The organism is Serratia sp. szju (assembly GCF_044594185.1).
Lineage (GTDB): Bacteria > Pseudomonadota > Gammaproteobacteria > Enterobacterales > Enterobacteriaceae > Serratia > Serratia bockelmannii.
This window is the reverse complement of the sequence record NZ_CP172576.1, coordinates 2,512,194-2,533,388: the sequence shown is the minus strand read 5'-3', so window position 1 is coordinate 2,533,388 and position 21,195 is coordinate 2,512,194. Positions and strand designations below refer to the sequence as shown.

Annotated in this window: 17 protein-coding genes; 2 read left to right on the top strand and 15 right to left on the bottom strand. The window is 63.0% G+C overall.

From position 1 onward, the window contains the following. Positions 1–67 precede the first annotated feature (67 nt). The gene (csiE, locus tag RE418_RS11875) at positions 68–1,333 is read left to right on the top strand and encodes a stationary phase inducible protein CsiE (protein WP_089181219.1); all 1,266 of its coding nucleotides are present in this window, start codon (positions 68–70) and stop codon (positions 1,331–1,333) included. On the opposite strand, the gene RE418_RS11870 is transcribed toward csiE, so the two are convergent. After that, positions 1,334–2,479: a 3-phenylpropionate MFS transporter gene (locus tag RE418_RS11870; RefSeq protein WP_025303921.1), complete on the bottom strand. Its 1,146-nt coding sequence runs from the start codon at positions 2,477–2,479 to the stop codon at positions 1,334–1,336. Between the two features lie 156 nt (positions 2,480–2,635). After that, positions 2,636–3,889 carry a serine hydroxymethyltransferase gene (gene glyA / locus RE418_RS11865; RefSeq protein WP_025303922.1) on the bottom strand — a complete coding sequence of 418 codons (1,254 nt, stop codon included), beginning with the start codon at positions 3,887–3,889 and terminating at the stop codon, positions 2,636–2,638. A 357-nt stretch (positions 3,890–4,246) separates the two neighbouring features. Here glyA and hmpA point away from each other — a divergent pair, with 357 nt between their 5' ends. Continuing rightward, positions 4,247–5,437: an NO-inducible flavohemoprotein gene (gene hmpA / locus RE418_RS11860; protein ID WP_043138113.1), complete on the top strand. Its 1,191-nt coding sequence runs from the start codon at positions 4,247–4,249 to the stop codon at positions 5,435–5,437. A 37-nt stretch (positions 5,438–5,474) separates the two neighbouring features. Here the strand turns inward: hmpA and RE418_RS11855 are convergent, their stop codons facing one another. From RE418_RS11855 to qseG, 13 genes are all read right to left on the bottom strand, one after another. After that, the gene (locus RE418_RS11855) at positions 5,475–6,659 is read right to left on the bottom strand and encodes a cytochrome c (RefSeq protein WP_089181222.1); all 1,185 of its coding nucleotides are present in this window, start codon (positions 6,657–6,659) and stop codon (positions 5,475–5,477) included. After that, the gene (locus RE418_RS11850; RefSeq protein WP_043138121.1) at positions 6,656–8,566 is read right to left on the bottom strand and encodes an FAD/NAD(P)-binding protein; all 1,911 of its coding nucleotides are present in this window, start codon (positions 8,564–8,566) and stop codon (positions 6,656–6,658) included. The genes RE418_RS11855 and RE418_RS11850 overlap by 4 nt, the downstream gene beginning before the upstream one ends. 85 nt (positions 8,567–8,651) lie before the next feature. Continuing rightward, the gene (patD, locus tag RE418_RS11845) at positions 8,652–10,076 is read right to left on the bottom strand and encodes an aminobutyraldehyde dehydrogenase (protein ID WP_089181223.1); all 1,425 of its coding nucleotides are present in this window, start codon (positions 10,074–10,076) and stop codon (positions 8,652–8,654) included. 35 nt (positions 10,077–10,111) lie between these two features. Continuing rightward, the gene (locus RE418_RS11840) at positions 10,112–10,918 is read right to left on the bottom strand and encodes an ABC transporter permease (RefSeq protein ID WP_004941378.1); all 807 of its coding nucleotides are present in this window, start codon (positions 10,916–10,918) and stop codon (positions 10,112–10,114) included. Beyond that, positions 10,908–11,852, bottom strand: coding sequence for an ABC transporter permease (locus tag RE418_RS11835; RefSeq protein ID WP_025303927.1), 945 nt, complete (start codon positions 11,850–11,852; stop codon positions 10,908–10,910). Before RE418_RS11835 ends, RE418_RS11840 begins: the two co-directional genes overlap by 11 nt. 1 nt (position 11,853) lies before the next feature. Beyond that, on the bottom strand, positions 11,854–12,882 hold the full coding sequence (locus RE418_RS11830) for an ABC transporter ATP-binding protein (protein WP_015378790.1): 1,029 nt from the start codon (positions 12,880–12,882) through the stop codon (positions 11,854–11,856). A 53-nt stretch (positions 12,883–12,935) separates the two neighbouring features. Continuing rightward, positions 12,936–14,090 carry a putative ABC transporter substrate-binding protein YdcS gene (ydcS, locus tag RE418_RS11825; RefSeq protein WP_025303928.1) on the bottom strand — a complete coding sequence of 385 codons (1,155 nt, stop codon included), beginning with the start codon at positions 14,088–14,090 and terminating at the stop codon, positions 12,936–12,938. A 73-nt stretch (positions 14,091–14,163) separates the two neighbouring features. Beyond that, entirely contained in the window at positions 14,164–15,627 is a 1,464-nt protein-coding gene (locus RE418_RS11820; protein WP_049209560.1) for a gamma-aminobutyraldehyde dehydrogenase, read from the bottom strand. Between the two features lie 115 nt (positions 15,628–15,742). Next, the gene (locus RE418_RS11815; RefSeq protein ID WP_015378793.1) at positions 15,743–16,666 is read right to left on the bottom strand and encodes a LysR substrate-binding domain-containing protein; all 924 of its coding nucleotides are present in this window, start codon (positions 16,664–16,666) and stop codon (positions 15,743–15,745) included. 214 nt (positions 16,667–16,880) lie between these two features. Further along, entirely contained in the window at positions 16,881–17,219 is a 339-nt protein-coding gene (glnB, locus tag RE418_RS11810) for a nitrogen regulatory protein P-II (protein ID WP_004847623.1), read from the bottom strand. Positions 17,220–17,230: 11 nt separating this feature from the next. Further along, complete coding sequence (locus RE418_RS11805) at positions 17,231–18,853, bottom strand: NAD+ synthase (protein ID WP_025303930.1); 1,623 nt, start codon at positions 18,851–18,853, stop codon at positions 17,231–17,233. A gap of 130 nt (positions 18,854–18,983) precedes the next feature. Then, on the bottom strand, positions 18,984–20,324 hold the full coding sequence (glrR, locus tag RE418_RS11800; RefSeq protein WP_025303931.1) for a two-component system response regulator GlrR: 1,341 nt from the start codon (positions 20,322–20,324) through the stop codon (positions 18,984–18,986). Beyond that, positions 20,321–21,193 (bottom strand): two-component system QseEF-associated lipoprotein QseG, encoded by an 873-nt coding sequence (gene qseG, locus RE418_RS11795; RefSeq protein ID WP_089181224.1) that lies wholly within the window; start codon positions 21,191–21,193, stop codon positions 20,321–20,323. The genes glrR and qseG overlap by 4 nt, the downstream gene beginning before the upstream one ends. Positions 21,194–21,195 lie beyond the last annotated feature (2 nt).

The window sequence follows — 21,195 nt, the reverse complement described above, 5'->3', positions numbered from 1 at the left end:
CCCTGCCGTCACAAAGCCTTTTGCTATGCTTAGGCATAATCGCAACCTTTTATGCCGGAAGGTGATAATGAGCCTGGACACCACTCCCGTGCCCGCGCTCTCCGGACAACAACGGCGCTGCCATCTGCTGCTGATGCTGTACACGCCGGAGCCCGAGTTACAGCTGGAGACCCTAAGCCGAATCAACGGCGTCGCCCCCCCGATAACCCGGCAAGATATAGCCGAGGTGGCCAGTGAAATCCAGCGTTTCCATCACCTGGAGATCGCCGTCGATCCCGACCATGGCTACCACCTGCGGGGCAGCGCGCTCAACCAGCGCCTGTGTCTGATCCATTGGCTGCGGCGGGCCCTGCGCTGCAGCCCGCAGTTTGTCGAAGACGATTTCGCCCCGCGCCTGCGGCAAGCGCTGGCGGCAGATGCCGCCCCAGCGTCTGCGCTGGCTCAAGCGATCGACGCCTGCGAGCCACTGCTCAGCCGCCACTTTGACGCGCGCGACCGCCAATTCCTGGAGCATTACCTGCTCTACTGCGCCTGGCAAAATCGCCTGCAGCGCCATCCGCATTTCGACGCCGTTCAACGCGACTGGCTGCGGCAAAAGCCGGAGCAGCAGGCCGCCGCTTGGCTGCATCAGGCCTGCAACCGACTGTTTAACCAGCAGCCGCAGGCAGACGAGCGCGATTTTTTGGCGCTGACCTTCACCATGTTGAAAAATCACAGCTACCACAGCAATGACTCGGCGCAAGAGCAGAGATTGATGGCGGCGATCGACAGCATGGTCGAGCGTTTCCAGCAGCTTTCCGGCATGGCCTTCAGCAGCAAGACGGAGCTGGTCAGCCAGCTGTTCGCCCACCTGGCGCCGGCGCTGGAGCGCTGCCGTTTCGCCATCGGCATCGACAATATGCTGCTGGAAGAAGTGGTGCGCAAATACCCGCGGCTAATGCGCACCACGCAGGAAGCGCTGATACCGCTGGAACAGGAATACGGCGTGCATTTTTCCAACGAGGAGGCGGGCCTGGTGGCCATCAGCTTCGGCGCCTGGCTGATGCAGGACAACGCGCTGCAGGAAAAACAGGTGCTGCTGCTGACGCTGGATAACCCGCAGTTGGAAGAGGAAGTGGAATACCAGATCCGCGAGCTCACGCTGCTGCCGCTGAACATCAAGTATCTGCCGTTGAGCGACTATCTGCGCGGCGAAGCGCCGCAGGGCGTCATGCTGGTGATCACCCCTTATGCGGCGGTGCACAGCGATCCGCACCCGCCGTTGATCTATACCGAATTGCCGCTGGAAACCCGGCAGCGCCAGGCCATCCGCGCGCTGCTGGAAGCGCCTTAATCAGCGGCTGACGCTGACCGCCGGCGGCCGGATGAACAAGGCCGGCACCGCGACCGCCGCCATCACCCAGAATACCCCACCCTGCCAATGTTCGAACAGGAACCCGGCAATGACCGTCATGACGGCGATACCGCCGCCCATCGCCAGCGCCGAATACACCGCCTGCAGCCGGATCACCTCTTGCCCCTGGCGCGCGGCGATAAAGCGCATCGCCGCCAGATGGCAGACGGTGAAAGTGCCGCAGTGCAGGATCTGGATCAGCAGCAGCCAGCCCAGCTCGGTGCTATAGGCCATCAGGCTCCAGCGCAACACGCCGCAGCAGGCGGAGAGCAACAGCAGGTTGCGCGCATTCCAGCGGCGGAACAGCACGTTGCTGCTGGCGAAAATAATCACCTCCGCCACCACGCCCAGCGACCACAGATAGCCGATGGTCGAGGCCGAATAGCCCGCCTCCTGCCAGTAAATGGAGCCGAAGCTGTAGTAGCCGGCGTGCGCCCCCTGCAGCAGCGTGACGCACAACAGGAAGCGCCAGACCGGCCCCTCTTTCAGCAGTGCCCACAGCGAACGTTCGGTATCGCTGTGCGTACGCGCTTCGCCCTGCGGCATGACGCTCGGCTTCAGCAACATGCCCAGCAGCATCGCCAGCACGCTGAAGATCAGGCTGTAGAGAATGGCGTTATGGCCCCACACCGCCACCAGCTGCCCGGTCAGCGCCGAGCCGATGACGAACGCCAGCGAGCCCCACAGCCTTACCCGGCCGTAGTCCATACGGATCTGCTTTTGCCAGGTGGCGGCCAGCGCGTCGGTCAGCGGCACCAGCGGCGAGAAGAACAGGTTGAACCCCGCTATCACCAGCATCAGCCAGCCCCAGCCGTTGCCGAAACAGAAGCCAACCGCGAAAGCCAGTGTCAGCAGCGCCAGCAGGCGCAGGGCGGAGACTAAATGAGAGGGATCTTTAACGCGGGGTGCAATCAGTAAACTGCCGAGGAAGCGGGCCACCAAACCGGCGCCGAGCAATATGCCGATGGTTTCCGGCGCGATGCCTTCGCCTTTCAGCCACACGCCCCAGAACGGTAAGAAGATGCCATAGGAAAAGAAGTAGGTGAAATAGCTGAGCGCGAGCCAACGCGTGGATTGCAGAACCATGATCCCTCCGGAGTGAGGGCAATACTTTGACAGAGCTCACACCGCCCCGCAATCTTCATTCCACTTCAATGCGTTAGAGTGCAAGACAGCTCACAGTTTACCGAGAGCGGCCACAAAAAAACCCGCCGCAGCGGGTTTTATCAGGCAAAAGCGGGATTATGCGTAAACCGGCAGGCGGGCGCAGATATCCAGTACTTTCTTCTTGGTGCGTTCGATGGTGGCTTCATCGTTGATGTTGTCCAACACATCGCAGATCCAACCGGCCAGTTCGCGCACGTCAGCCTCTTTGAAGCCGCGACGGGTCACGGCCGGGGTGCCGATACGCACGCCGGAGGTGACGAACGGGCTCTTCGGATCGTTCGGCACGCTGTTTTTGTTGACGGTGATGTTGGCGCGGCCCAGGGCGGCGTCCGCTTCTTTACCGGTCAGGTTTTTATCGACCAGATCCAGCAGGAACAGGTGGTTATGGGTGCCGCCGGAGACCACTTTGTAGCCGCGCTGCAGGAACACGTCCACCATCGCCTTGGCGTTGACCGCCACTTGCTGCTGGTAAACCTTGAACTCAGGCTCCATCGCTTCTTTCAGCGCCACCGCCTTGCCGGCGATCACGTGCATCAGCGGGCCGCCCTGGCCGCCAGGGAACACGGCGGAGTTCAGCTTCTTGTACAGCTCTTCGTCGCCGCCCTTCGCCAGGATCAGGCCGCCGCGCGGACCCGCCAGGGTTTTGTGGGTGGTGGTAGTGACGATGTGCGCGTGCGGTACCGGGTTCGGGTACACGCCGGCGGCGATCAGGCCGGCCACGTGCGCCATGTCGACGAACAGGTACGCGCCGATGCTGTCGGCGATTTCGCGCATTTTGGCCCAGTCAACCACGCCGGAGTAAGCGGAGAAGCCGCCGATGATCATTTTCGGCTTGTGGGTTTGCGCCTGTTTGGCCAGATCGTCATAGTCGATTTGGCCTTTGTCGTCGATGCCGTAAGGCACCACGTTATACAGTTTGCCGGACAGGTTAACCGGGGAACCGTGGGTCAGGTGGCCGCCGTGCGCCAGGTTCATGCCCAGAATGGTGTCGCCCGGCTGCAGCAGCGCGGTGTACACGGCGAAGTTAGCCTGGGAGCCGGAGTGCGGCTGCACGTTGGCGTAATCGGCGCCGAACAATTCTTTGGCACGATCGATAGCCAGCTGCTCAACGATATCCACGTATTCGCAGCCGCCGTAGTAACGCTTGCCCGGATAGCCTTCAGCGTATTTGTTGGTCAGCTGGGAACCCTGAGCCTGCATCACGCGCGGGCTGGTGTAGTTCTCAGACGCGATCAGCTCGATGTGCTCTTCCTGACGCACCACTTCCTGCTCCATGGCACGCCACAGTTCCGCATCGTAATCGGCAATGTTCATTTCACGCTTTAACATCCGGCATCTCCTGACTTAAATCAGCTAACTAAAAAATCACCAAATAACTACCCGTTTGGGTTCTGGGCCACAGTGTAAACCGTTTCGCCCCACCGAAGATAGGTCTTGACAGAGGTTTTTACGCAAACGATTGGCATGAGGTGGCGCAAGGCTTTGATCCGCTAAATGCCGCCGTTTATCAACGGACATTTCCTCATGCGAACAATGCGCTTTTTTCATGTTCTGTGAGCGCGATCGACGCCCGAAGAACACCGCAACGAAAACAAGGGTATTTACAAGCGACGCGGAACCCAATAAGATGTATTTAAAATACATCATTACAATTATCGTCAAGATCCTAACCTAAGGAGCGCTTCCATGCTGGATAGCCAAACCATCGCCACCGTAAAATCCACCATTCCCCTGCTGGCTGCGACCGGGCCGAAGCTGACCGCCCACTTTTACGATCGCATGTTCGCGCATAACCCGGAATTGAAAGATATTTTCAACATGAGCAACCAGCGCAACGGCGATCAGCGTCAAGCGCTGTTCGACGCCATCTGCGCCTACGCCGCCAACATCGAGAACCTGGCGGCGCTGCTGCCGGCGGTGGAGCGCATCGCGCAGAAGCACACCAGCTTCAATATCCAGCCGGAGCAGTACCAAATCGTCGGCGGTCACCTGCTGGCGACGCTGGACGAAATGTTCAGCCCGGGCCAGGAAGTCCTGGACGCCTGGGGCAAGGCCTACGGTGTGCTGGCCAACGTATTTATCCAGCGTGAAGAGCAGATTTATCAGCAGAGCGAAACCGACAACGGCGGCTGGCGCGATCTGCGCGCATTCCGCATCCTGAAGAAACAGCCGCAGAGCGACGTGATCTGCAGCTTCGTGCTGGCGCCGGTGGACGGCGGCCGGGTGGCGGACTTCAAACCGGGGCAATACCTGGCGGTCTACATCAAGCACGACAGCCTGGAGCATCAGGAAATTCGCCAGTACTCGCTGACCACCTCGCCAAACGGCGAGTTCTACCGCATCGCGGTGAAGCGCGAAGATCAGGGGAAAGTGTCCAACTACCTGCACCAGCAGGCGCAGGAAGGCGACGTGATCGACATCGCCCCGCCGCACGGCGACTTCTTCCTCGACGTGGCGCCGACCACGCCGGTGGCGCTGATCTCCGCCGGCGTCGGCCAAACCCCGATGCTCGGCATGCTCAACACCCTGCACGACAGCCAACATCAGGCGCAGGTCCACTGGCTGCACGCGGCGGAAAACGGCAGCGTACACGCCTTTGCCGATGAGGTAGCGGATATTGCCGGCCGTATGCCAAATCTGAGCCGCCATGTGTGGTACCGCGAGCCGGGTGCCGATGACGTGGAAGGCCGCGACTACCACAGCCGCGGATTGATGGATTTGAGCGCGCTGCAAGGCAGCCTGGCCGATCCGCAGATGCACTATTACTTCTGCGGCCCGGTGGCCTTCATGCAGTTCGTGGGCAAACAGCTGCTGGAGATGGGGGTAGAGGCCGAACGCATCCACTACGAATGCTTCGGCCCGCATAAGGTGCTGTAATGCTTGCGGAGCGCGGCCGTCAGACCGCGCTCCCTCTTCATTTCGCCTGCAGTTGGCGCGCGTCCTGGACCTGCTGCACCGTCACCGGCGCCGCCTGGTTGCCCCAGCTTCCCCGCAGATAGCTCATCAGATCCGCCGCCTGCCGATCGTTCAACGCCCAGCCGTAAGCCGGCATGTCGAACGCCATCGCCTGCTGCGTGATCGGCGTATGCGCCCCCTCCAGCACCACCCGCAGCGCGGTCAGCGGATTGTCCGCCGTTACCGTGGCATTGCCTGCCAGCGCCGGAATGGCGAAGTCAGTGCCCTCCCCCTTATTGCCGTGGCAGGTCGAGCAGTACATCGCATAGGTCGCCTTTCCGCCCGGGTTATCCGCCTGCGTGGCTGGCGCAGCGGCTTTGGCGGCGGTTTCCGGTGCCAGGCTGCGCAGGTACACCGCGATGGCGTTCAGATCGCCGTCGCTGAGATACTGCGTGCTGTGGGTCACCACCTCGCTCATCGGCCCGGCGACTGCCGCATGGCGGCTGCGGCCGGTTTTCAGCAGCGCCGTCACCTCTTCCGGCGGCAGGCCGCGCAGATTGGAGGCGTACCAGCCGTCCAGCTCGGCGCCGCTCAGGAATACCGGCTCCTTACCGTCCAGGCCCTTCTCCTGCATCGCCCAGCCGCGCGGCGTGTGGCAACTGCCGCAATGGCCCGCGCCCTGCACCAGATAGGCGCCGCGGTTCCACTCGGCGCTTTGCTGCGGATCTGCCTGATACGGCTGGTCGTCGTGGAACAGCGAGTTCCACACCGCCAGCGGCCAGCGCATCGACAGCGGCCAGCTGATATCGCTGTCGCGGTTGGCGACGTTCTGCGCCGGCACCTCTTTCATCAGATAGTCATACAGCGCGCGCATGTCTTCCGCGCTCATTTTGGCGTAGGAGGTGTACGGCATCGCCGGGTAGAGCCGGTGGCCGTCTTTGGCTACCCCCTGGCGCATGGCGCGATCGAACTCCTCGAACGAATAGGCGCCGATGCCGTGCAGCTTGTCCGGCGTGATGTTGGTGGCGTAGATAGCCCCAAGCGGCGTCGGGAACTTCATGCCGCCCGCCAGTTCAGCGCCGCCCGGCGCGGTGTGGCAGGCGGTGCAGTCGCCGGCTTTGGCGACGTATTCCCCGGCCGACATCGCCTGGGCCGAGCCGCCGGCCGCCAGCAGGCTCAACAGGTACAGCGAACGCAGACTCATGCTCCCTCCTTGGCGGCAACCTTGCCGTAGGCCAGTTCGTTCACCGCGCGCCACGCCTGATCGATCGCCGAGTTGGCGTACGGGCTCCAGTCGGAATCGGAGTTGGCGATAACGATCTTGCCGATCGGCTGCCGCGCCGTTTCGATGATTTTCTTGGCTTCGTCTTCGTCGTCAAACAGCCCGTTGAGGAAGTAGGAGTAACCGTGCGACCAGCGGTTGACGGTGATCGCCTGAATGTCGCGCTGATGGTCGAAACCGGCCTCGCCCAGCATGCCCTGTAGCTGTTCGCGGATCATCTGCTCGTGCACCTCGAACGGCGTGCCCAGCAGCAGCGCGCGCCCTTTGCGCGACTGCTCGCGCGGGCTGAGGCCGCTGCCCGGCAGCGTCGGCACATAGACCATATGCAGGCCGATTGGCCGATCCGGATCGCGCGGGTGCTGGTATCCGCCCATGCTCACCGGATAGTCCAGCTTCACGCGGCTGTACGGCGCGGCCGGCGAATAAATTTCGTGCACGCCCAGCTTAATGAACGGCTGCCAGTTGCGGATCACCACCTTGCTGTACACCAGCGGCGCCTTGACGTTCTGCTTCAGCGCCTCCTGCTGCTCGTGCGACATCTCCGGCACCAGATACGGGATCATCATGTTGTAGCCGGCCATCACCACCTGTCCGGCGCGCACCTTGGTCATCTTCTCGCCGGTCATATAGGTGACTTCCACCTTGTCGCCGACGTTGGCCGCGTGCAGCCCGGTGCTGTTTAAACGCAGCTTCACCGGCGACTCCGGCCGATCGAGCTGGCTGTAGTCGAATTTGGCCAGCACCACGTCGTTCATGTCTTTGCCGGCCGGCGCCACCGCCGGGATCAGCTTGCGCACCATCAGGCGCGCCAGCGTGGCGTTGCCGTCCGGGAAGTGGAACACGTAAGGATCGTCGAGATCCGCCTGCGACTCTTCGTCCAGCGGCGGCAGATTCATGCCGCCGAGGCCCGGCAGATCGCAGATGCGTGCATCGCTGCACGAGGTGCCGTCGATGCCCACCGCCTGGAAGTCGTTGGTGGTCTGCTGGAAATACCGGATCGCCAGCTCGCTCAGGCCCACTTTTTCACGCAGGAACTGGGTGTAGCTGTGGGTATCGAGCCACTCGACCTTCTGCTCCAGCGTCATCTCCGGCAGATAATCTTTCTCCACCGTATGCAGCGCGATCAGCGCCTGGCGATCGCTTTCCGGCAGTGGGAAATCGCCGATGAACGCTTCATAAGAGCGGCCGTTGAGGCGATCGCGCGGAATGTCGTCCGCCACCGTGCGGCCCGGATCGCCGCTCACCACCTTGTCGACGCCGAAGTTCTTGCGATCGAAGTAAACCCCACGGCTCAGGTTCAGATCCGGGTAGAAGGTGGTGTCAAACGCCTGCTCCAGTTGGTCGATATCGACGCCGAGCTTGCGCAGCAGCCCCATCGCCACCGGGCTGAAGTTGGAGCGCGGCGACTGCAGCGATTCACTGCCGCCGTAGCCGAGCAGCATGCCGTCGTCGGTGTTGAATTCGTTGCGCTTGGCGTGGCCGCCGAAGTCGTCATGGTTGTCGATCAAAAGAATGCGCTGCTGCTCGCCTTTCAGCTGCTGCCAGAAACAGGCGGCCGCCAACCCGCTGATGCCGGCACCGACCACCACCAGATCGAACTCTTCAACGGCGGGTACGCTGCCGAAATCAAAGGTTTTGCCGTCGCGCCCCAGTTGATGCGCATGCTCGAACGAGCCCGGATGGTTACCCCGCAGCCCGGTCAGCGCCGGCGGGTAGTACAGGGTTTGATTGGCGGTTTGCGGCGACGCGCGCAAGATTTGCAGCGGCGTCAACCCGGCGGCGATGGTGATCGCCACCCCGTTGAGAAAATCGCGTCTGGTGATACCCATATAGGCTTCCTTTCAATTTTTATTATCATCAGCCGGCCGGAGCCGGCTCGAAGGCCGCGCTATTGTGCGGATAATTACTGTAAAATCAATGTTTGAACATTACATGACGAATGGCCGTGTAATCCTCCAGCCCGTACATCGACATATCCTTGCCGTAACCGGAAAGTTTCTGGCCGCCGTGCGGCATTTCGCTCACCAGCATGAAGTGGGTGTTCACCCAAGTGCAGCCATATTGCAGCCGGGCGCTTAAGCGATGCGCGCGGCCCACGTCGCGGGTCCACACGGACGACGCCAGGCCGTAGTTGGATTCGTTCGCCCAGGCCAGCACCTGCTCTTCGTCGTCGAACGGCGTCACCGTCACCACCGGGCCAAACACTTCGCGCTGCACGATCTCATCGTCCTGGCGCGCGCCGGCCAACAGCGTCGGCTGGAAGTAGTAGCCCGGCCCTTTCACCTTCTCGCCGCCGGTCACCACCTGTACGTGCGGCAACGCTTTGGCGCGCTCGACAAAACCGGCCACCCGCTCCAGATGCTGGGCGGTAATCAACGGCCCCAGCTCGGTGCTCTCGTCGTCCGGCGCGCCGATCTTCAGGCTGGCCACCGCCTCGCCCAGCCGCTTCACCAGCTCGGGATAAATGTTTTTCTGCGCGTAGATGCGGCAGGCGGCGGTGCAATCCTGCCCGGCGTTGTAGAAACCGAAGCCGCGAATGCCGTCCACCACCTGCTGCAGATCGGCGTCGTCAAACACCAGCACCGGCGCCTTGCCGCCCAGCTCCATATGGGTGCGCTTAATGCCGGCGGCGGTGTGGGCGATGATGTGCTCGCCGGTGGCGATAGACCCGGTCAGCGACACCATGCGCACCTTGTCATGCCCGGTCAGCCGATCGCCCACGCCGGCGCCGCGCCCGAACAGCACGTTGAGCACGCCCGGCGGGAACAGCCCGGCGGCCAGTTCGGCCAGTTTGAAGGTGGTCAGCGGCGTCTGCTCCGACGGCTTGATCACCACGCAGTTGCCCGCCGCCAGCGCCGGCGCCAGCTTCCAGGCCGCCATCATCAGCGGGTAGTTCCACGGCGCGATCGAGGCCACCACGCCGAGCGGATCGCGGCGGATCATCGAGGTGTGCCCGGCCAGATACTCGCCGGCCGCCATGCCGGTCAGGCAGCGGCTGGCGCCGGCGAAGAAGCGAAATACGTCGGCCACCGCCGGCAGCTCGTCGTTCAACACGCAGTGATAAGGCTTGCCGCAGTTGAGCGACTCCAGCCTGGCGAAGGTCTCGGCATGCTCGTCGATCAGATCCGCCAGCTTGAGCAGATGCTCGGCGCGCTCCTTCGGCGTGGTTTGCCCCCAGGCGGCGAACGCGGCGTCCGCCGCCAGCACCGCGCGATCGACCTGCTCCGGGCTGGCCTCCGCCACCTGCGCGATCACTTCGCCGGTCGCCGGGTTATACACCGGCTGGGTTGCGCCCAGGCCATTCACCAGTTGGCCGTCAATCAACAGTTGGCTTTGCATAGGGTTATCCTTTTGTCAGAGGTCGGGTAAGGAAATTATTTGCCGCTGCCGGCGACGCTTTCCCCACCTTTGGTCAGGTAGTAAGCGCCGAGGATCGGCAGCATGGTCAACAGCATCACCGACAGCGCCACCACGTTGGTGATCGGCACGTCGCGCGGGCGACCGAGCTGGTTCAGCAACCACAGCGGCAGCGTGCGCTCGTGGCCGGCGGTAAAGGTGGTCACGATGATTTCATCGAACGACAGCGCAAACGCCAGCATGCCGCCGGCCAGCAGCGCCGAGCCGAGATTCGGCAGGATCACATAGCGGAAGGTTTGCCAGCCGTCGGCGCCGAGATCCATCGACGCTTCGATCAGGCTGTACGAGGTGCGGCGGAATCGGGCGATGACGTTGTTGAACACGATCACCACGCAGAACGTCGCATGGCCGACGACGATGGTCAGGATGCCCGGCTCGATGTTCAGCGCCTTGAACGCCGCCAGCAGCGCCAGGCCGGTGACGATCCCCGGCAGCGCGATCGGCAGCAGCAACAGCAGCGAAATGCTGTCTTTGCCGAAGAAATCGCGCCGATACAGCGCCGCCGCCGCCAGGGTGCCGAGCACCAGCGCGATGGCGGTCGCCAGGCAGGCGATCTGCGCCGACAGCAGCACCGCATCTAGGATGTCCTGCCGTCCGGCGGCGACGTTAAACCAGTGCAGCGTAAAGCCCTTCGGCGGGAAGCTGAAGGCCGCATCCTCGGTGTTGAAGGCATAGATGGCGATGATCGCCAACGGGAAATGCAGGAAGACAAGTCCGCCCCAGGCGGCCAGCTTCAGCCCTAAGGGCGCGCGTTCAGAGTGCATCGAAAGCCCCCAGACGTTTGACGATGGAAAGGTAGATGGCGATCAGGACGATCGGCACCAGCGTAAAGGCCGCGGCCATCGGCATATTGCCGATCGCGCCCTGCTGGGCGTACACCATGCTGCCGATGAAATAGCCCGGCGGCCCCACCAGCTGCGGCACGATAAAGTCACCCAGCGTCAGCGAGAAGGTGAAGATCGATCCGGCGGCGATACCCGGCACCGCCAGCGGCAAAATAACGTGGCGGAAAGTCTGCGCCGGTCGCGCGCCCAGATCCGCTGAGGCATGCAGCAGCGAGGGCGGCAGGCGCTCCAGCGCCGCCTGGATCGGCAGGATCATGAACGGCAGCCAAATATAGACGAACACCAGAAAACGCCCCAGCCCCGAGGTCGACAGCGTGTTGCCGCCGACGCCGGGCACCGTCAGCAGCGAAGCCAACAGCGGCTCCAGCCCCAGGTGCTGCAGGAACCACTGCGCCACGCCGTCTTTCGCCAGCAGCAGGGTCCAGGCATAGGCTTTAACGATATAGCTGGCCCACATCGGCATCATCACGGCGATATAAAAGAACGCCTTGACGCGGCCGCTGGTGTAGCGCGCCATATAATAGGCGATGGGGAACGCCAGCACCGCGCTGGCCAGCGACACCAGCACCGCCATGGTCAGCGTGCGCAGGATGATGTCGTAGTTGGCCGGGTTGAACAACGCCGCCAGGTTGGCGAAGGTCAGGTCCGGCGTCACCGCCATGGTGAAATCGTCGAAGGTGTAAAACCCCTGCCACAGCAGCGTCAGCAGCGAACCGAGGTACACCGCGCCGAACCACAGCAGCGGCGGCACCAGCAGCAAAAGCAGATACAGCGTCGGCCGGCGATAAAGCCAGGTCGACAGCGCGCGCACGGTACCGCCGCGCGCCGAGGGGGAATCGATGCTCATGTCCATCTCACCTCTCCTCCAGCAGCGGCACCATCGCCGCGCGCGGCCAGCAGGCGACGATCGGCTGGCCGATCTGCCGCTGTTGCCCTTCGGCGATCCACTGCGGATTGGCCTGGCTGACCAGCAGCTTTTCGCCGCCGTTCAGCGCGATTTCATAGCGTGTGGCCGCGCCCTGGTAATGGATTTCCTGCAGCGTGCCCTGCACCTGAATCTCGTCCTGCGCCGCGCCGCCTTGCTCCAGCAGGCGGATATGTTCCGGCCGGATCGAGAAGGTTCGACTTTCGCCGAGCAGGCGCTGCGCCAGCTCGCTACGTACCACGTTGGAGGTGCCGACGAACTCGGCGACGAACGGCGTCTTCGGCCGCATGTAAAGCTCGCGCGGCGTATCCACCTGTTCGATGCGGCCGTTATTGAACACCGCCACCCGATCGGACATCGACAGCGCTTCGCTTTGATCGTGGGTGACGAAGATAAAGGTGATGCCCAGCTGGCGCTGCAGCTTCTTCAGCTCGCCCTGCATCTGCTCGCGCAGCTTGAGATCCAGCGCGCCGAGCGGCTCGTCCAGCAGCAGCACCCGCGGCCGATTGACCAGCGCGCGCGCCAACGCCACGCGCTGACGCTGGCCGCCCGACAGGTGCGCCGGCTTGCGTTCGGCGACGAAACCGAGCGCCACGCTCTCCAGCGCCTCTTGCGCCCGCGCCAGCCGCTCGCGTTTGGCGACGCCCTTCACCATCAGGCCGTAGGCGACGTTTTCCAGCACCGACATGTGCGGGAACAGCGCGTAATCCTGAAACACGGTGTTCACGTCGCGCTGGTACGGCGGCAGGTTGGCGGCTTCCTGGCCGTGGATGCGAATCGAGCCGGAAGTGAGCTGTTCAAAGCCGGCGATCAGGCGCAGGCAGGTAGTTTTGCCCGAGCCGGACGGCCCGAGCATGGAGAAGAATTCCCCGTCCTGAATATCGATGGATACCCGATCCACGGCGCGAACATCGCCGAAAGTCCGCGAAACATCGATGAATTGCACGGCAATGGTCATTTTCTGTGCTCCATACGGATGTGATTCGGGCGCAGCGCGCTGCGCCCCGCGGCTTAGCGGCCGCCCATGATGGCGATGTAGTCCTGGGTCCAACGGCTGTACGGCACGAACTTGCCGCCCTGCGCCTGCGGCGTTTTCCAGAAGGCGATTTTGTCGAACTGGTTGAAGCCGTTGGTTTCGCAGCCCTTCTCACCCAGCAGCGCGCTGGCCTTGCAGCCCGCCGGCGAAGCCGGCACCGACCCGAACCAGGCCGCCACGTCGCCCTGCACCTTCGGCTCCAGCGACCAGTTCATCCACTGGTAGGCGCAGCTCGGGTGTTTGGCGTCGCTGTGCAACATGGTGGTATCCGCCCAGCCGGTCACGCCCTCTTTCGGGAACACGGTGGCGATCGGCTGCCCCTCGCCCTTCAGGGCGTTGGCCTGATACGGCCAGGCGCTGGAAGCCACCACGCCTTCGTTTTTAAAGTCGCTCATCTGCACCGAGGTATCGTGCCAGTAGCGGTGGATCAGCGCGTGCTGGCTGCGCAGCAGCTTCAGCGCCGCCTGATACTGCTCTTCGTTGAGCTGGTAAGGATCGCTGATGCCGAGCTGCGGCTGGGTGGCCTTCAGGAACAGCGCCGCGTCGGCGATGTAGATCGGGCCGTCGTAAGCCTGCACCCGCCCCTGGTTGCTCTTGCCGTCCGGCAGGTTCTGCTGCTGGAAGATCACCGCCCAGCTGTCCGGCGGCGTCGGGAAGGTTTTGGTGTTGTACATCAGCAGGTTTGGCCCCCACTGGTACGGCGTGCCGTAGGTTTTGCCGTCCACGGTGTACCAGGCGCCGTTCAGCAGGCGCGGATCGATGTTCTTCCAGTTCGGGATCAGCGCGGTGTTGATCGGCTGCACCCGCTTGCCGAAGATCAGGCGCAGCGAGGCGTCGCCGGAGGCGGTCACCAGATCGTAGCCGCCTTTGGCCATCAGGCTGACCATTTCATCGGAGGTAGCGGCGGTCTTCACGTTCACCGCGCAGCCGGTTTGCTTCTCAAACTGGGTGACCCAGTCGTAGTTTTTGTCGGACTGGCCGCGTTCGATGTAGCCGGGCCAGGCGATGATATCCAGCCGGCCTTCGCCTTTGCCCAGTGACTGCGGCAGATCGGCCGCCTGGGCCAGGCCGCACAGCACGGTGAGACAGAGCGCGGAGACGGTGGTGGTGACTGCGGTAGTTTTTCTCATCGTAATTACCCCTGTGTTGCGTATCTGTGTGCGGCAGGGAACGGCTGCCGCCCGATTTTGCTTTATAGAACCGCTAGAAGCTGGCTTTGAACTTCGCCATTACGTGCCTGACAACGCTGTAATCCTGCAGCGAATCGCTGGACAGATCCTTGCCGTAGCCGGAGCGTTTCAGGCCGCCGTGCGGCATCTCGCTCGCCAAGGTGAAATGGGTGTTGATCCAGGTGCTGCCGTACTGCAGATGGGCGGCAATGTGCAGCGCCCGATCGATATTTTGCGTCCACACCGACGAAGCCAGCCCGTATTCCGAGTCGTTGGCCCACTCGACCGCCTGCTCCAGATGCTCGAAGCGCGTGACGCTGACCACCGGGCCAAACACCTCGCGCTGCACGATTTCGTCGCTTTGCAGGCAGCCCGCCAGCAGGGTCGGCTGGTAGTAGAACCCCGGCCCGGAGTGGGCCGCGGCGCCGGTGATCAATTCGATATGCGGTTGGCTGAGCGCGCGCTCGACGAAGCTGGCGACGCGATCGCGCTGGCGGCTACTTATCAACGGGCCGATCTCGTTGTCCTGATCGCGCTTGCGGGCGAAGCGCAGGCTGGCGACCGCCTCGCCCAGCGCGTCCACCAGTTTGGGATAGATGCCCGCCTGCGCATAGATGCGGCAGGCGGCGGTGCAGTCCTGGCCGGCGTTGTAATAGCCGTAGGTGCGAATGCCGTTGACCACCTCGTCGAGATCGGCGTCGTCGCAGACGATCACCGGCGCCTTGCCCCCCAGTTCCAGGTGGGTGCGCTTGACGCTTTTGGCCGCCGCCTGAAGAATTTTTTGCCCGGTAACGATATCGCCGGTGACCGACACCAGCCGCACCTGCGGGTGCCCCACCAGCTGGCTGCCGACCCCTTCACCGCCGCCGTAGACGATATTCAGCACGCCCGGCGGCAGGATCTCCTGCAGCGCCGGCACCAGCGCCAGAATGGTCAGCGGCGTATGTTCGGACGGTTTAAACACCACGGTATTGCCCGCCGCCAGCGCCGGCGCGATTTTCCACGCCGCCATCATCAGCGGATAGTTCCAGGGGGCGATCGAGGCCACCACGCCAATGGGATCGCGGCGGATCATCGAGGTGTGGCCGGGCACATACTCGCCGGCCAGCTGCCCTTGCTGCGTGCGCACCGCGCCGGCGAAGAAGCGAAACACGTCGACCGCCGCCGGCAGATCGTCATTGAGCGCCTGATGCAGCGGTTTGCCGCAGTTGAGGGCTTCCAGCTGCGCCAGCTGCGGCGCCTGCCGCTCGATGGCGTCGGCGATGCGCAGCAACAGCGTGGCGCGCTGGGCCGGCGTGGTGCGCGACCAGTGGCTGAACGCCTGCTGCGCGGCTTTCACCGCACTGCCGACCTGCGCCGAAGAGGCTTCGGTCAGGGCGATCAGCGTCTCGCCGTTGGCCGGATTGACGATGCATTCCTGCTGGCCTTCGCCGTCGATAAGCTGACCGTTAATGAACTGCTGACAGGACAAACCTGAGAGAACCTGCACATCCGCCATCGCCTGACGCCCCTAAGTGACAAAAACGTTAACCAAATGTGAATAAGTTAGTTTTAATCAGCCTAAGCGAGCCTCTGGCGGGCAACAAATTCTAAATACTGAACGACGCGTTCGATTAAATCGAATGCTTAAGCCCGGCGGCGTGTTTGCTGCCGTTCTCGCGCGCGATGGTGAGGAACGGCGTCACCAGCTCCGGCCGCGCGCTGCCGCGCCGCCATGCCAACCCGATATCCAGCGGCTCCAGCAGATCGTCCAGCTTGCGCGCCTCGATCATGTTGCCCTCCAGCGACCAAGCGCGGTACGCCATGTCCGGCTGGATGGAGACCCCCATCCCCGCCGCCACCAGACTGCGCACCGCCTCGGTCGAGGCGGTCTTCATGGCGATCTCCGGCTTCAGCCCGGCGCGCGCCCAGATGCGCCGCGCGTGCACGTCCATTTCATCGGCGTTGAGCTGGATCAGCGGCTGTTTGGCCACGTCCGCCAGGCTGATGCTCTCGTGCTCCAGCAGCGGGTGCAGCGGCGGCAGCCACAGGCGGTACGGCGAGTGCATCAGCACCTCGGTCTGCAGCGCGTCGCGGTCCTCGATGTTCGACAAGATCAGTACGCCGATGTCGATCTCGCCGCTGACCAGCAGATGCTCGATGTACGGGCGTTCATCTTCTACCACCTGCACGGTGACGTTGGGATAGGCCGATTTAAAGCGCGTGAGCAGTTCCACCAGGAAGTAGCCGGCCACCAGGCTGGTGACGCCGATGGTCAGCTTGCCGGTCAGGCTTTCGGTGCCGATCTGCAGGCTGCGCTTGGCGTTGTCCACCGTCGCCAGGATCAGATACGACTGGCGCAAAAACTGGTGCCCCTGATGGGTCAGCGTCATGCCCTTGGCGTGGCGATCGAATAGCCGCACGCCGATCTCGGTTTCCAACTGCTGGATAGCGAGCGTCAGCGAAGACTGGGAGACAAACACCGCCTGGGCGCCGGCGGAGATCGACCCGGTTTCCGCCACGGCGATGAAGTGGCGGATTTGGCGTAACGTCATCATGGGGGGATTCCTCAAGCAAAAACATTGCGTTGAGTGTAGACGCCGGCCACGAAGCGATCGGGAAAAGTATCAAAAACGCGATAGCGTTCGCTTTTTTAGAATGCCGACGGGCAAAAAGGGGGAAACGGCGAGGCGAAGAAGCATGATGCGCGGGGGACAGAAATGACAAGGGCGCAGCACGCTGCGCCCTGATGGCCGATGATCCTGCGGAGGATCAGATCGCTTCTTCGTCCTGCTCGCCGGTACGGATGCGCACCACGCGCGCCACGTCGAAGACGAAGATCTTGCCGTCGCCGATCTTGCCGGTCTGCGCGGTCTGCATGATGGTTTCCACGCAGGTGTCGACGATGTCGTCGGCAACCACGATCTCGATCTTCACCTTAGGCAGAAAGTCGACCATGTACTCGGCGCCGCGGTACAGCTCAGTGTGGCCCTTCTGGCGGCCGAAACCTTTCACTTCGGTGACCGTCATGCCGGTGATGCCCACTTCGGCCAGCGCTTCGCGGACGTCATCCAGTTTGAACGGCTTGATAATCGCGTCGATCTTTTTCATCTTCTTTCCTTTTACCAATTTTTGCGGCCAAAACCGGATGTGATGGGGTAGCGGCGGTCTTTGCCGAAGTTACGGGCGGTGATGCGCGGCCCGACGGCGGCCTGACGCCGCTTGTATTCGTTGATGTCCACCAGGCGGATCACCTTGCGCACGATCGCTTCGTCGAACCCTTCGGCCACCAGATCGGCGACCGACTTGTCGCGCTCAACGTAGCCTTCCAGGATCGCATCCAGGATATCGTACGGCGGCAGGCTGTCCTGATCGACCTGATCCGGCGCCAGCTCGGCGGACGGCGGACGATCGATCACCCGCTGCGGGATCACGTAGGAGACGGTATTACGGTATTCGGACAGCTTGAACACCAGCGTTTTCGGCACGTCTTTCAACACGTCGAAACCGCCGGCCATATCGCCGTACAGCGTGGCGTAACCCACCGCCATTTCGCTCTTGTTACCGGTGGTCAGCACGATGCTACGGCGTTTGTTGGACAGCGCCATCAGCACCACCCCGCGGCAACGCGCCTGCAGGTTTTCTTCGGTGGTGTCACGCTCGGTGCCGGCGAACATCGGCGACAGCTGGCCCATAAAGGCGTCGAACATCGGTTCGATGGAGACGATATCGAACTCCACGCCGAGGATTTCCGCCTCTTCCTTGGCGTCGGCGATGCTGATATCCGCGGTATAGCGGAACGGCATCATCAGCGCCTGCACCTTGTCTTTACCCAACGCATCCACGGCGATCGCCAGCGTCAGCGCCGAGTCGATGCCGCCGGACAGCCCCAGCACCGCGCCTTTAAAGCCGTTTTTGGTCACGTAGTCGCGCACCGCCAGCACCAGCGCCTGATACACCTGCGCCAGCTGCGGCAGTTCAGCGGCCGGATCGGCCATCGGCACCACGGCCAGCTCGTTGAATTCCAGACGAGTCACCTGCTCGTCGAAGGCCGCCAGACGGTGGGTCATGGTGCCGGCGGCGTCGAATACCTTGGAGCAGCCGTCGAAGATCAGCTCATCCTGGCCGCCGACCTGGTTGAGGTACACCAGCGGCAGCTGGGTGCGCTGGCAGTGGCCGGCCATCAGCGTTTTACGGATATATGGTTTTTCGCGGTTATACGGCGAGGCATTGATCGACAGGATAATCTCCGCGCCGGCCGCCTTGGCGGCGTCGATCGGCTCAGGGAACCACAGATCTTCGCAAATCAGCAGCCCCAGACGGTAGCCTTTCAGCTCCACCACGCAGGTGTCGTTGCCGGCATGGAAATAGCGCTTCTCATCAAACACGCCGTAGTTCGGAAGCTGCTGCTTGAAGTAGCGGGTCAGCAGGCGCCCTTCGGCAAACAGCGACAGCGCGTTATACAGCTTGTCGCCTTCGCGCCACGGGTGGCCGACCAGGATCGCCGTCTCGGCGGAGGCCTGCTGCAGGCGCAGCAGCTGCGCGTCGCAGCGCTGGTAGAAATCATTGCGATACAGCAGGTCTTCCGGCGGGTAGCCGGACAGCGCCAGTTCGCTGAACATGACCAGATCGGCTCCCGCCTTCTGCTGCTCCTGCACGATTTGCAACATGCGTTCGGTGTTGCCTTCAATGTCGCCGACCAGCAGGTTCAGCTGGGCCAGGGCGATGGAAAGTGATCTGCTCATTTGTGTACGATCCCGCTTAATACGTTCCATGGTGCTCTACGCCGGGGCGCGCCGCGGCAAAGAGAACGGAGTGTAAATCATTCCGCCGGATTTGTTGAGAACCTGCGTGGCAGGCACCGGCGGGAATCTGTCATTCTTTGAAATCGTTGGCGTCCAGCTCGTGACGCGACAGCAATTTGTAAAACTCGGTGCGGTTGCGGCCCGCCATGCGTGCGGCCTGGGTCACGTTGCCCTTGGTGATCTGCAGCAGCTTGCGCAGGTAGTGCAACTCAAACTGGTTGCGCGCTTCGGCAAAGGTCGGCAGCGCGGTGTTTTCTCCTTCCAGCGCTTGCTCCACCAGGGCTTCGCTGATCACCGGCGCCGAGGTCAGCGCCACGCACTGTTCGATGACGTTGACCAGCTGACGCACGTTGCCCGGCCAGCTGGCGGTCATCAGCCGCTTCATGGCGTCGGTCGAGAAGCTGCGCACGAACGGCTTGTGCCGCTGAGCCGCCTCGCGCAACAGGTGGTTGGCCAGCAGCGGAATGTCTTCGGCGCGCTCGTTGAGCGCCGGGATCTTCAGGTTCACCACGTTGAGGCGGTAGTAGAGATCCTCGCGGAACTCGTTCTTCGCCATCGCCTTTTGCAGATCGCGGTGGGTGGCGGAGATGATGCGCACGTCGATGTCCAGATCGCGGTTGCTGCCCAGCGGCCGCACCTTGCGCTCCTGCAGCACGCGCAGCAGCTTCACCTGCAGCGACAGCGGCATATCGCCGATTTCGTCGAGGAACAGCGTGCCGCCCGCCGCCGCCTGGAACAGCCCTTCGCGGCTGCTGACCGCGCCGGTAAAGGCGCCCTTGGCGTGGCCGAACAGTTCGGACTCCAGCAGCTGCTCCGGCAGCGCGCCGCAGTTGATGGCGATGAACGCCTTGCCGGCGCGCGGGCTGGCGGCGTGGATCGCCTGCGCCACCACCTCTTTGCCGGTGCCGCTCTGGCCGTTGATCAACACGCTGACGTCGGACTGCGCCACCATTTTCACCTGCTCCAGCAGGCGCAGCATCAGCGGGCTGCGGGTGACGATGTCTTCCCGCCAGGCCTCGTCGCCGGCCGGGGTGGCCGACAGCGCGAGCGCCTCGTCGATGGCCTTGTACAGCGCATCGCGATCCACCGGTTTGGTGAGGAAGCTGAACACCCCTTGCTGGGTGGCGGCCACCGCATCGGGAATCGAACCGTGCGCGGTGAGAATGATCACCGGCATGCCCGGCTGATGTTTTTGGATCTCGGCGAACAGCGCCATGCCGTCCATCTCGTCCATACGCAGATCGCTGATCACCAGATCGATCTGTTCGCGCGCCAGCAGGCGCAGCGCTTCCTGGCCGCTTTCGGCGGTGGTGACGTGAAAACCTTCACTGGTCAGGCGCATGCCCAGCAGCTTCAGCAGGCTGGGATCGTCGTCAACCAATAACAGGTTGGCCGGTTTGCGTGCGGTCATTGCGCGTGGGGCTCCTTATTGGCAGGGGGCGGCGTATAGGTGTCTTCCGGTTCAACCGGCAGCGCGGTGCCCTTTTCCGGCTCGTCCTGCGGCTCAGCCCCTTTGGCGGCCGCGCCGTTTTTACCGGCGGCTTCGCCCTTTTGGGAGCCCGCGCCGTTGTCCGGGATTTCCCCTTGCAGCTGCTTGCGCGAAGAGAGCTGGCGCTCAATGTCGGTCAGGTTTTCCAGCTTGCGCGAGGTGTCCTGCAGCTGCGATTGCAAACGCGCCTGGCTCTGGCGCAGCGAATCGATCTGGCTGTCGCTGCTCTCCTGCAGATGCTGATAGCGCGCTTTCTCATCGAACAGCGTGATCTGCAGCATCTGCTGCTGGCGCCACAGCTGCGTCAGTGGACGCAGCGAGCCGGGGAACTCCATCCGGTAGCTGTTGATCCTGTCGATCATCTGGCGGCGTTCGCCGGAGGTCGGCTGTGCGCTACCCAGCAGGATGCTCTGTTTGAAAACGCCGGACCAGCTGTCACCCGGCACCGTTTTCGCCAGCGCGCGCGCCTGGGTCGACCCGATGCGATCGGCGCAGTCCATCGCGCGCAGCCAGTAGAGCGCATTATCCAGCGCATCCTTGTCGTCCAACTGCCACAGGGTATCGCAAGCCGCGGTGCGGTAATCGATCACCTTGGTATCCGGGATCGCCTCTTGCTGCTGAGCGTTCAGGCCGCCGCTGACGGCGCGATCGACGCAGCCCGCCAGCAACAGCGGCATAAAGAAGACTGCGCCCAACCAGCTGATCGGGCGTTTGCCGAGCGGCGCTCTGTGCGTGGCACGCGGTGAACGTTCGGTCTGTGAAAGACGAAGGCGCTTAGACCATGTGTACATTA

What these genes read in the sequence shown, in the direction of transcription:
- csiE (WP_089181219.1), top strand. Translation starts at nt 68, where the DNA reads ATGAGCCTGGACACCACTCCCGTGCCCGCGCTCTCCGGACAACAACGG.
- RE418_RS11870 (WP_025303921.1), bottom strand. Translation starts at nt 2,479, where the DNA reads ATGGTTCTGCAATCCACGCGTTGGCTCGCGCTCAGCTATTTCACCTAC.
- glyA (WP_025303922.1), bottom strand. Translation starts at nt 3,889, where the DNA reads ATGTTAAAGCGTGAAATGAACATTGCCGATTACGATGCGGAACTGTGG.
- hmpA (WP_043138113.1), top strand. Translation starts at nt 4,247, where the DNA reads ATGCTGGATAGCCAAACCATCGCCACCGTAAAATCCACCATTCCCCTG.
- RE418_RS11855 (WP_089181222.1), bottom strand. Translation starts at nt 6,659, where the DNA reads ATGAGTCTGCGTTCGCTGTACCTGTTGAGCCTGCTGGCGGCCGGCGGC.
- RE418_RS11850 (WP_043138121.1), bottom strand. Translation starts at nt 8,566, where the DNA reads ATGGGTATCACCAGACGCGATTTTCTCAACGGGGTGGCGATCACCATC.
- patD (WP_089181223.1), bottom strand. Translation starts at nt 10,076, where the DNA reads ATGCAAAGCCAACTGTTGATTGACGGCCAACTGGTGAATGGCCTGGGC.
- RE418_RS11840 (WP_004941378.1), bottom strand. Translation starts at nt 10,918, where the DNA reads ATGCACTCTGAACGCGCGCCCTTAGGGCTGAAGCTGGCCGCCTGGGGC.
- RE418_RS11835 (WP_025303927.1), bottom strand. Translation starts at nt 11,852, where the DNA reads ATGGACATGAGCATCGATTCCCCCTCGGCGCGCGGCGGTACCGTGCGC.
- RE418_RS11830 (WP_015378790.1), bottom strand. Translation starts at nt 12,882, where the DNA reads ATGACCATTGCCGTGCAATTCATCGATGTTTCGCGGACTTTCGGCGAT.
- ydcS (WP_025303928.1), bottom strand. Translation starts at nt 14,090, where the DNA reads ATGAGAAAAACTACCGCAGTCACCACCACCGTCTCCGCGCTCTGTCTC.
- RE418_RS11820 (WP_049209560.1), bottom strand. Translation starts at nt 15,627, where the DNA reads ATGGCGGATGTGCAGGTTCTCTCAGGTTTGTCCTGTCAGCAGTTCATT.
- RE418_RS11815 (WP_015378793.1), bottom strand. Translation starts at nt 16,666, where the DNA reads ATGATGACGTTACGCCAAATCCGCCACTTCATCGCCGTGGCGGAAACC.
- glnB (WP_004847623.1), bottom strand. Translation starts at nt 17,219, where the DNA reads ATGAAAAAGATCGACGCGATTATCAAGCCGTTCAAACTGGATGACGTC.
- RE418_RS11805 (WP_025303930.1), bottom strand. Translation starts at nt 18,853, where the DNA reads ATGAGCAGATCACTTTCCATCGCCCTGGCCCAGCTGAACCTGCTGGTC.
- glrR (WP_025303931.1), bottom strand. Translation starts at nt 20,324, where the DNA reads ATGACCGCACGCAAACCGGCCAACCTGTTATTGGTTGACGACGATCCC.
- qseG (WP_089181224.1), bottom strand. Translation starts at nt 21,193, where the DNA reads ATGTACACATGGTCTAAGCGCCTTCGTCTTTCACAGACCGAACGTTCA.